Source organism: Arthrobacter globiformis, assembly GCF_003261175.1.
In the GTDB taxonomy this organism is placed as follows: domain Bacteria; phylum Actinomycetota; class Actinomycetes; order Actinomycetales; family Micrococcaceae; genus Arthrobacter; species Arthrobacter globiformis_A.
The window spans coordinates 1-9275 of record NZ_QLNP01000081.1 but is presented as its reverse complement, the minus strand read 5'-3'; the positions used below and the strand labels follow the sequence as shown (position 1 = coordinate 9275).

The 9275-nt window shown below is 61.7% G+C and carries 12 protein-coding genes; 8 read left to right on the top strand and 4 right to left on the bottom strand.

Going from position 1 to position 9275, the window contains the following annotated elements:
* Positions 1-63: 63 nt before the first annotated feature.
* Together istB and istA are read right to left on the bottom strand one after the other, a co-directional pair.
* A complete protein-coding gene (gene istB / locus DBZ45_RS12760) occupies positions 64-852 on the bottom strand; it encodes an IS21-like element helper ATPase IstB (protein WP_111904277.1) in 789 nt (262 codons plus the stop codon).
* Positions 852-2069: an IS21 family transposase gene (gene istA / locus DBZ45_RS12755; RefSeq protein WP_111904276.1), complete on the bottom strand. Its 1218-nt coding sequence runs from the start codon at positions 2067-2069 to the stop codon at positions 852-854. Before istA ends, istB begins: the two co-directional genes overlap by 1 nt.
* A 130-nt stretch (positions 2070-2199) precedes the next feature.
* Between istA and DBZ45_RS12750 the strand changes: the two genes are divergently transcribed.
* The 5 genes from DBZ45_RS12750 to DBZ45_RS23245 all read left to right on the top strand — a co-directional run bounded on the left by DBZ45_RS12750 (position 2200) and on the right by DBZ45_RS23245 (position 4695).
* Entirely contained in the window at positions 2200-2472 is a 273-nt protein-coding gene (locus DBZ45_RS12750) for a DNA gyrase subunit A (protein WP_111904275.1), read from the top strand.
* A gap of 187 nt (positions 2473-2659) precedes the next feature.
* A complete protein-coding gene (locus DBZ45_RS12745; protein ID WP_146617517.1) occupies positions 2660-3217 on the top strand; it encodes a hypothetical protein in 558 nt (185 codons plus the stop codon).
* A 10-nt stretch (positions 3218-3227) separates the two neighbouring features.
* Entirely contained in the window at positions 3228-3659 is a 432-nt protein-coding gene (locus DBZ45_RS12740) for a response regulator transcription factor (protein WP_111904273.1), read from the top strand.
* A gap of 416 nt (positions 3660-4075) precedes the next feature.
* Complete coding sequence (locus DBZ45_RS23670) at positions 4076-4306, top strand: TetR/AcrR family transcriptional regulator (protein WP_223257055.1); 231 nt, start codon at positions 4076-4078, stop codon at positions 4304-4306.
* Positions 4303-4695, top strand: a complete 393-nt coding sequence (locus tag DBZ45_RS23245) for a hypothetical protein (protein WP_223257054.1) — start codon at positions 4303-4305, stop codon at positions 4693-4695. Before DBZ45_RS23670 ends, DBZ45_RS23245 begins: the two co-directional genes overlap by 4 nt.
* 184 nt (positions 4696-4879) lie before the next feature.
* Here the strand turns inward: DBZ45_RS23245 and DBZ45_RS12730 are convergent, their stop codons facing one another.
* A complete protein-coding gene (locus DBZ45_RS12730; protein WP_146617516.1) occupies positions 4880-5260 on the bottom strand; it encodes a DUF7793 family protein in 381 nt (126 codons plus the stop codon).
* A 120-nt stretch (positions 5261-5380) separates the two neighbouring features.
* Entirely contained in the window at positions 5381-5749 is a 369-nt protein-coding gene (locus DBZ45_RS12725; protein ID WP_111904271.1) for a DUF7793 family protein, read from the bottom strand.
* A gap of 531 nt (positions 5750-6280) precedes the next feature.
* On the opposite strand from DBZ45_RS12725, the gene DBZ45_RS12720 reads away from it, so the two are divergent.
* From DBZ45_RS12720 to DBZ45_RS12710, 3 genes are all read left to right on the top strand, one after another.
* A complete protein-coding gene (locus tag DBZ45_RS12720; RefSeq protein ID WP_111904270.1) occupies positions 6281-7027 on the top strand; it encodes a GAF and ANTAR domain-containing protein in 747 nt (248 codons plus the stop codon).
* 356 nt (positions 7028-7383) lie between these two features.
* Positions 7384-7623: a response regulator transcription factor gene (locus DBZ45_RS12715; RefSeq protein ID WP_262982858.1), complete on the top strand. Its 240-nt coding sequence runs from the start codon at positions 7384-7386 to the stop codon at positions 7621-7623.
* A 411-nt stretch (positions 7624-8034) separates the two neighbouring features.
* On the top strand, positions 8035-8673 hold the full coding sequence (locus tag DBZ45_RS12710) for a TetR/AcrR family transcriptional regulator (protein WP_111904269.1): 639 nt from the start codon (positions 8035-8037) through the stop codon (positions 8671-8673).
* The last annotated feature ends 602 nt before the right edge of the window (positions 8674-9275 follow it).

Genomic DNA, 9275 nt, shown 5'->3' with positions numbered 1-9275 from the left:
TGTCAGCGATGGTCGAAAAGTGAGCCGTTTCGCGGGTGGAAAAGTGAGCCACTTTGACGTTGGTTATTCTGCCGTATTTTCGGGTCTTGTCGAGGGCAGTGAGTCGACTTGGGTGTGTTTGAGTCGGTAGCTGGAGCCTTTGAGGGTGATGACTTCGGCGTGGTGGACGATGCGGTCGATCATGGCCGAGGCGACGACCTGGTCGCCGAACACGTCGCCCCAGCGGGCGAACGGGAGGTTCGAGGTCAGGATCAGCGAGGCGTGCTCGTAGCGCGATGAGACCAGTTGGAAGAACAGGTTCGCGGCATCTTGCTCGAAAGGGATGTAGCCGACTTCATCGACGATGATCAGCCGGTAGCGGCGCAGCCTTACGAGTTCCTGGGGCAGTCTGCCGTTCTGGTGGGCTGTCTGGAGGCGGGCTACCCAGTCGATGGCCGTCGCGAACAGGACCCGATGTCCGAGCTGGGTGGCCCGTAAGCCCAGGCCGGTTGCGAGGTGTGTTTTGCCGGTGCCGGGCGGTCCGAGCAGGACGATGTTGGATGCTTCCGTGAGGAACGCTCCGGTGGCAAGGTGGGCGATGGTGTCGCGTTTGAGGCCGGGCTGGTGATCGAAGTTGAAGTCCTCGAGTGATTTCCGGGCCGGGAACCCGGCGCCCCTGGCTCTGATCTCTGCTCCGGAGGCTTCCCTCGCGGCCACTTCCCGCGACAGCACAGCGGCGAGGTATTCCTCGTGGGTCCAGCCTCCTTCCCGGGCCTGATCAGCGAGCCGGGTTGCTGCTTCCCGGATCCGGGGTGCTTTCATTGCCCGGGAGTAGTACTCGATCTGGCCAGCGGTTTCCTTGATAGCGGGCATCAGGCGACCTGCCCGTCATCAAGGATGACCCCGAATGCGCGGTCGTAGTCGGCCAGATCCCGCAGCCCGGCTGTCTCACCCACCGGCTGAGGGGTTTGGAAGGCCTTCCGTAGTGCCTTTGCCGCCTCTACGTGGTCTGGGTCGGTGATCGTCAGGCCCTTGCCCCAGGACCGGGTGTGGGTTCCGACAGTTCTGCCGTCCAGGCTGATCGTGACGGTTTCGAGGTCGGCGGTGACCTCGACGAACCGGCCGATGGCCTGCGGGTGGACGGAGTAGTCGTTGGACCCCATCCGGACGTAGTAGTCCCGCGGGAGCCGGACCCTGGCGGTGAATCCGGTGACCGGTGGAACCGGTGGCAGCGCCAGCATCGCCTTCTTGTCCGCATTGATGAGCTCCGCCGGCCGGGCACCTGTCCGCCTGACGAGCCGCGCATTGGCCTTCGGCAGCCACATGGCCAGCTGGGCGTTGAAATCCTCCGGTGAGGTGAAGACCCGGCCCGGCAGGAACGAGGTCTCCAAGAACTGGTTGGCCCGCTCGACCACGCCTTTGCTTTCCGGGTCATAGGGTTTGACCTGAACGACCCGGGTGGCGAGGACCCCGGCGAACGCAGCCACCCCGGCGGCGTAACTGTTCCGGCGACCGATCCCGGTTTCGTTGTCCCAGATCAGCCGCCGCGGAACCGCACCCAGGGATCCGAGCAGCTCCCACATCCCGGCCAGCAGGTCCCCGGTCATCCGCGACGGGATCATCCTGGCCATGATGAACCGCGAATGCGAAGACACCATCACCAGCACGGGCAACACCCGCGTCTTGCCTGCTCCAACGGGAATCTGCACCTCCGGGAACCAAAGGTCGCACTGCGCCTGATCCCCGGGATCATAGGTGATCCGGTCAGCAGGATCAGCCGGCGCATACTCCGGCCGGATCCTGGCCACGTTCTCCCGGAACCAGGCCGCCGACCCCGACCAGCCCACCCGCTCCGCGAGCACCGTCGCGGGCATCCGCGGGTTCTCCTGCAACAAAGCACGAATCGCAGGCTCGACGGCCTTGATCCCGGAGTCCTGAGGTGCCCGCACATACGCAGGCGGACCATCAGAACTAACCGCTTTGGCAACAGTGTTCCGGGAGATCCCCAGCCGCGCCGCTATCGACCTCATCGACTCACCCTCGGCAAGATGCAATCGCCGAATAAGCGCCCAATCCTCCACAGTGATCACCCACCCAATCGTTTGAAACGGGTGGCTCAGTTTTCAACCGTCACAATGGTTCAGTTTTCGACCGTCACCGACACTAGGTCAAACTGGCGTGAATGCGCTCACGCACGGCTGGTCATGCAACAATCGCGGGATGAATCACGATGAGCGGCAGCTGAGAGAAGAATTGTCGATCCTTGAGGCTCTGCTGCAGGCTATGGACCGACGCGGCGAGGTCTTTCAAGCGATCGAGGATTCAGAGGACGTTGATGAAGCCATCCAACGCGTTGGTCAGTTGCTAGGCGTGGGAGCAATTGAAAGCCGAGCGGTCCTGGACTTGCAGGCCAGAAGGCTCACCCGAGACCAACGTCGAAAGAGCGCTTTCCGTGCAAATGAACTCCGATCACTGCTGCTCAACGATCTTTGAGCAGCCCGTAGCTATCCCCTGGCGGTTGCCTGAAGCGACAAATAGCGTCGTGAAAACGCCGCCATTTAGCTCGGAGAGTCACAGCCTTTATCGGCGGCTTGCCGCCACGAGGTCAGAAACGGTCGTTTTTGACCTTCCCTCTTGAGCGCAGCGCTCGGATGGTCTAACCACCGCTATGGTGGCCAGCATGGGGTATCAGGAGAAATGGTTCAGGGTGGTCGAACAGAAGCGGTCCGGCTTCTTCGGCATGGGACGCAAGTCCACCTACGAATTGCTCGGGGGTGACCGGAGGCTCACCACGCTTGAGCTGCTGGCTGAGCTCCTCGGGCCGGACAACGGTGGGCGGCGCGATGCGTACGAGTGCATTGACCGGGCCACGAACATCTTTCCGAACGGGCGGGGCGAGTGGGTGGGCTATCCTTCCGGTGCAAGGCGAGATGATCCGCTGGCCACCGATGTGGAAGCAGTGACTCTCGATATGCTGGCCTTCTCCACGCTGCTGAGACTCGTCGGCCAACCCGAGTTGGCCAAGGGGTATGAGTCGCTTGCGATGGACCTACGGACTGACGGCTCAGCCCAGGCGGTGAAGAATGCCAAAGAGTGGGTGCTCCCCACCCTCCAATCAGGTCCGGGCCGTCTCGATGACCACTATGTTCAGAAGCGGGATGGCTCGGTCGACCACTTCCTTAGTGATTGGTATGACGCCCTCCGAGACAGGCTCCGGGATTTTGCGAGCAGCACATAGACTCGCGCCTATGCAGCAGTGCTACGGGCCGGGGGGCATTTTGGTTTCACGCGGGCTTTGCCTGGTCATTGAGGATGACCAGGATATCCGGGATCTGCTGACGCTGATCCTGACACGAATGGGCTTCGATGTTCATGCTGTATCCACGGGCGTGCAGGGAGTGACTGCGGCCTGGGAACACCATCCGGTTCTGGTCACGGTGGATTTGAACCTGCCGGACATGGATGGTCTCGACGTGGCCGGGTATATCCGGGAACGGTCGGACGTGCCGATGCTGTTCGTTACCGCCCGGGCCGAGCCCGATGATGAAATGGCCGGCATGGCCTCGGGAGCCTCGGCATATCTGACCAAGCCCTTCCGGGCCTGGCAACTGACAGAAGCGGTGAAAAAGCTCTGCCCGGCCGGACCCCTGACAGTCGACGGCCTGCAACCGCATAGTTGACCGGAGCGTTGTGCGCAGTGGCGGGTCGCATGTCTTTATTCCGCTGGCCTCTGACTTAAAGTGAGGTGTCCCGGGACGCAAGGGACAGTAGCTGCGGGAGTGGGTTTCCGGGACCGACGACGGAGCTGGGTGCCAGCTGTCATGGGGGGCACGAGCCGGCCGTCCGCCGCCGGCCGGTTTCAATTTTACGCCGCGTACAAGGCGAAGAATGGGCAGTTCTCCTTCAATCGACCGCGCTCGATCTGTCCACGGCCAGCAACCCGGAAATGAGCTGGTGCTCACATGACTCCTCGGGGCGCAGGAAAGGGTACCAGTGCGGCCACGACCCGAGGATTAAAATAGCTTTTTAGCAAACAAGCTAACCTATTTTTTGAACCGACCGTTCTGTCTCACTTTGGGTGTAGTGTCTGCTTGTTATGCGAACCACTTATGACTTTCCACCCGTCGTCGATGGCGCCCCCGCTCCGCCACGCCTGACGCCGGGTGGGGCCAGGGACCGCATCCTGGATGCCGCTTACGAACTGGTCTTACAGCGCGGTACCCGCGACGTCGGAATCGCTGAGTTGATTTCACGGGCCGGGGTCGCCAAAGCACGTCAAAGGATGAACTGGCCCTCGCGTACTTGGAGCGCTGCCACCGGGACATGACGGTTGAGGCAATCATCGCCGAAACCCGAAGGCGGACCCAGAACCCTACGGGCCGGTTGATGGCTATCTTCGATGTCCTCGACGGATGGTTCCGCCAGGATGACTTTCAGGCCTGCGCTTTCATCAGCACCATGCTGGAAGTGGGCCCCGCCCATCCACTGGGAATTACATCAATCGAGTATTTGGCGCAGGTCCGGGCCTTCATGCGCACCCTGGCCGTCGAGGCAGGCCTTGAACAACCCGACGTTCTTGCCCGCTCCTGCCACATCCTGACAAAGGGTTCCATCATTTCAGCGGTCGAAGGAGACCGGGAGGCGGCCGCATACGCCAAACGCATGGCCGCTTCCCTCATCCGCGACCACGGAGGTGACCCCGCCACCGCTGGCTGACTCTTGGCTCTAGTGAACCTCCCGGCGCCAGGTCTATGTTTCGGCGCCTCAGGCTCCGAGAAGCCCTTAAGCCGGGGCAGGCCCGCCCTGATCCGAAGGTTGCCGACATCGAGCACCGCCATGGACGCTCGACGTCGGCCACTTAGTGACGGAAGAAGCACCGCAGCCCTGCGCCAACAGCCCTTCAGCCCTTACCGGCCAGTTGTTTCTCCAGCCACTGTATGGCGGCGGCTTCCTCGGTGAAGTACCTGCTCGGGCAGGGAAGGCGCAGTCGGAGGATACGGTGTGCGAGGACCTTGTCCACTGGTGTCTTGCCCAGGATGGCAAGGGCGGCAGGAACGACGGTGCCTTCGTCCTGGATGGCAGCCGGGTGAATATAAATGGTCCCTGAGACGATCAGCAGAAACCCGACAGGCTGCCCGTCTATGAAGGGGCGCACCGCACATCGGGCCGCCTCAGCGTGGTCCTCACCAAGTGTGGAGCCGGGAGGGACGGTGACGCGGATAATTCCGGGACGGATGAGTTCAACGATGGGATTAGGCGTAGTAGAAGGTTCAGGCGGCATTCTGGCTCTTCGAAGGTCGGTGCGGAGCTGCTGGGCTGCGTCAGACGTTATCGATATGCTGCAGGATTGCAAGTCAAACCAATCGTGGGGGCTGATTCAGGACCACTAAGACGGCATGACCTAGGACCTAAGCCATACCAGGGCTTTCTCCTCCGATGTGAAGTACCTGACCGGGAAGCCCGTCGGCAATCGAGGCAGGCGGAACATTGCAACCACCTGATCCACGGGAGAGGACCCCAACAGAGCCATGCGGGACACAGCTGATGGATCAGGGAAGACCCTTCGAGCCGCTGCGGAATATGTCACATCATGAATTTCGATCAGCATCGGCAACCTGACTCCCTGGCCAAGGGTGGAGATGGCTGACAGGACGCGGTGGGCCTCGTCGAGGCCTACGGTCGCGCCCGGCTTCCAATGCAATCGCAGGACTCCGCCGGACAACTCCAGAGTGCCCTTGCCGTCGATGTCCACCTTGCTGATGCCGTTCATAGCGCCCCGTACTCCACCATCACCGCGTGTCCTTGACCGTATCCCATGGGTGTCGACTCCGAGAAGGACATAGGTCCTCCTTAATGGGTGTTCGGTCAACACCTTCACGACGGAGACGCAGCCCCGCGGAGGAGGAAGTCAGAAAGGCTCGTTATTGACCATCGACAAATCAGCGTCTCACCACCCTATGTAGACGGTCCTGGTCGACCACTCCCCCACCCCGCCAAAATGCGTAAACCAGAAACAGTCGTTTTTGACCTTTACTTTCTGGGGCCCGTGATCCGGCGGCAAACCACTGGAGCCCGAAATGGCCGGTTTCTCGTTGCAGCCTTTGCTGTCGCGCCGATTGCGCCCCCAATGCGGTACCGGCGGGGGGCTGGCAGGTTTGACATCTCCCCCAGTGGCACCCGCCAGCCCGACCGACGCTTCCCCCACTCGTCCAACACGCTCCAGGCCGGCAACTCTTGAGTGCCGAAATCCTTCCATTCGTGCCTTGTGCCACGCGGTTCTACGGACCTAGATTGATGGCTTATGGCCCAAAACTCTGATGAAGCACCAGACGACTTCGAGCAACTGCACGGGCTGATCACCGGTACCCAGGATGTCAAAGGCTTTCTGGATGGAATGACCGGTTTCGCCGCCGGGACGATGAGCCGTGTCACTGCAACCGGGATCGAATGCGCGGTGACGTTGCGGCGGCGGAAGAGTCGGGTCACCGTGGCCGGCAGCAGCGCCCAGGCGATGCTGCTGGACGCTATAGAGCAGTCCCTCGACGACGGGCCCTGTGTGGAGGCCATGCGGATAGGCGTGCCGGTGCTGCTCGCGGATGTGTCCACCGATACGCGCTGGCCGGAATTCTCGAAGAGTCTTGCGGCGGCCGGCTGCAGAAGCGTTTTGGGGGTGCCCCTGGACTTGGAAGGCGGCGCCGCGGCCGTGCTGAATTTTTTCGCTCCCGCCACGGGCCTGTTCACCCCCGGCACTGTCCAGGCTGCGGAAATTTTCGCCGATATGGCCAGCCGCACGCTTGATCTCGCACTGCGCCTGAGCGCCTCGGACCAGCGGGCCGACAACCTCAGGGCCGCCATGGAAAGCAGGACCAGCATCGACTTGGCCTGTGGGATCATCATGGCCCAGAACCGCTGCACCCAGGACCTCGCCTTCGAAGTGCTTCGCCGCGCTTCCAGCAACCGAAACCAAAAACTGAGCGCTGTCGCCCACGAGGTCATCGCCAACGTGACTGACGGAAACGGCCAAATATCCACGCACTTCGAGGACTGAGTCGCTGTAGGTCTCCGGCCCCCTGGCGCCTCGAAACGCCAGAGATATGAGACGGTGCCTTCATTGAGAAGAGTTGGGCCCCTGACGGGCCGGGTGCCTCTCAGCGCAAAGTTCAGGAGTCGGTGTTGCCCTTGATGCGGGCTATGCCGGCGGGTTCAGCGATGCCGGTATAAGTGCTGCTCTGCTATCAGATTTGAGGTTAGGGCTCTACACTGTGCAGCAGTACTACAGGCCGGGGGCATTTTGGTTTCACGCGGGCTTTGCCTGGTCATTGAGGATGACCAGGACATCCGGGGTCTGCTAACGCTGATCCTGACACGACTGCGGCCTGGGAACACCACCCTGTTCTGGTCACCGTGGATTTGAACCTGCCGGACATGGATGGTCTCGACGTGGCCGGGTATATCCGGGAACGGTCGGACGTGCCGATGCTGTTGGTTACCGCCCGGGCCGAGCCTGACGATGAAATGGCCGGCATGGCCTCGGGAGCCTCGGCATATCTGACCAAGCCCTTCCGGGCCTGGCAACTGACAGAAGCGAATAGGCTCTGCCCGGTCAGACCCCTGACCGTCGACGGCCTGCACCCGCATGGTTAGCCGGAGCGCTGTGCACACCGGCGGTGCGGATGTCTATATCCGCTGACCTCTAAACGCAGGGTGACCTGTCCCGGGGCACACATAGCTGCGGGAGTCGGGTTCCGGGACCGACGACGGAGCTGGGTGCCGGCTGTCATGGGGGGCACTGGCCGGCTGTCCGCCGCCGGCCAGTTTCAATTTTGCGCCGGGTACAAGGCCAAGAATCGGTGGTTCTCCTTGAAGCGGCCTCCCTTGATCTATCCACGACAAGCAGCCCTGAATTGAGCTAGCCGCACTGACTCCTTGGTGGGCGCAGGAAAATGCACCCAAGGGGCTCGAACCACCAACCGAGGATCAAGATACTTTTTAGTAAACAACCTTACTTTTCGGACAGACCGGTCTGTCTGGCTTTGCGTGTAGTGTCTGCTTGTTATGCGAACCACTTATGACTTTCCGCCCGCCGTCGATGGCGCCCTTGCTCCCCCACGCCTGACGCAGGGTGGGGCCAGGGATCGCCTCCTGGATGCCGCTTACGAACTGTTCTTGCAGCGGGGTATCCGCGATGTCGGCATCGCTGAGTTGATTTCACGGGCCGGGGTCGCCAAAGCAACCTTCTATGCGCACTTCACTTCGAAGGATGAACTGGCCCTCGCGTACTTGGAGCGCTGCCACCGGGACATGACGGTTGAGGCCATCATCGCCGAAACCGGAAGGCGGACCGAGAACCCTACGGGCCGGCTGTTGGCTATTTTCGATGTCCTCGACGGGTGGTTCCGCCAGGATGACTTTCAGGCCTGCGCTTTCATCAGCACCATGCTGGAAGTGGGCGCCGCCCATCCACTGGGAATTGCATCAATCGAGTATTTGGCGCAGGTCCGGGCCTTCATGCGCACCCTGGCCGTCGAGGCAGGCCTTGAACAACCCGACGTTCTTGCCCGCTCCTGCCACATCCTGACAAAGGGTTCCATCATTTCAGCGGTCGAGGGAGACCGGGAAGCAGCCGTATACGCCAAACACATGGCCGCCTCCCTCATCCGCGACCACGGAGGTTACCCCATCACGGCCGGCTAACTCCTCATCATCAGGGGGTGGAGAAGCGCGCTCCATCGACTGCTCCGCATCGCGCCCAAGTGCGCAGCCCAGAAACGGTCGTTTTTGGAGAGTTCCTGCGGGTCGTGAACGGGCGGGGGTCCTGAGACACGGTGAGCAGTAAGACGACCTTCCGTGACACGCGTGCGTAGGTAGATCGGCAGTTCAGAGGGGTGGGGTTTGGATTTGCTCCGTTTGCGATAGTTCCGCCGTTCCCATCTAAAAAGCACATATAAGGCCCACCTCAGCGCCACTGTCGGTTTACGGAACCGGCCCGCTAGCTGATCACCGTAAGGGACAGCTCACCCCTGCACCACAAGTGCAAGGGTGAGTCGGCCTATAACCGTCCGCCGGATCCATCCGGGGTTGGCATCCGTGGCACGCATTCCAGCAGTGCTGATGACCGGAACCCATGAGCTACGTCCCAGCCCGGGTGCGCTGTCGCATAACCCATGCGTGGCGAGTTCAGGCGGTGAGTGCAACACCCTGAATTCTGTGGGGTGTCGTCGATGGGCAGACCTTGGTCGCCGTTGAGGGTTCGTTTAGCGTTCTGGGAGGGGCTGGATGCCGGGCTGTCGGTAGCG

Coding starts and splice junctions, on each gene's coding strand:
- istB (WP_111904277.1), bottom strand. CDS start 852: ATGCCCGCTATCAAGGAAACCGCTGGCCAGATCGAGTACTACTCCCGG.
- DBZ45_RS12750 (WP_111904275.1), top strand. CDS start 2,200: ATGAATCACGATGAGCGGCAGCTGAGAGAAGAATTGTCGATCCTTGAG.
- DBZ45_RS12745 (WP_146617517.1), top strand. CDS start 2,660: ATGGGGTATCAGGAGAAATGGTTCAGGGTGGTCGAACAGAAGCGGTCC.
- DBZ45_RS12740 (WP_111904273.1), top strand. CDS start 3,228: ATGCAGCAGTGCTACGGGCCGGGGGGCATTTTGGTTTCACGCGGGCTT.
- DBZ45_RS23670 (WP_223257055.1), top strand. CDS start 4,076: ATGCGAACCACTTATGACTTTCCACCCGTCGTCGATGGCGCCCCCGCT.
- DBZ45_RS23245 (WP_223257054.1), top strand. CDS start 4,303: ATGACGGTTGAGGCAATCATCGCCGAAACCCGAAGGCGGACCCAGAAC.
- DBZ45_RS12730 (WP_146617516.1), bottom strand. CDS start 5,260: ATGCCGCCTGAACCTTCTACTACGCCTAATCCCATCGTTGAACTCATC.
- DBZ45_RS12725 (WP_111904271.1), bottom strand. CDS start 5,749: ATGAACGGCATCAGCAAGGTGGACATCGACGGCAAGGGCACTCTGGAG.
- DBZ45_RS12720 (WP_111904270.1), top strand. CDS start 6,281: ATGGCCCAAAACTCTGATGAAGCACCAGACGACTTCGAGCAACTGCAC.
- DBZ45_RS12710 (WP_111904269.1), top strand. CDS start 8,035: ATGCGAACCACTTATGACTTTCCGCCCGCCGTCGATGGCGCCCTTGCT.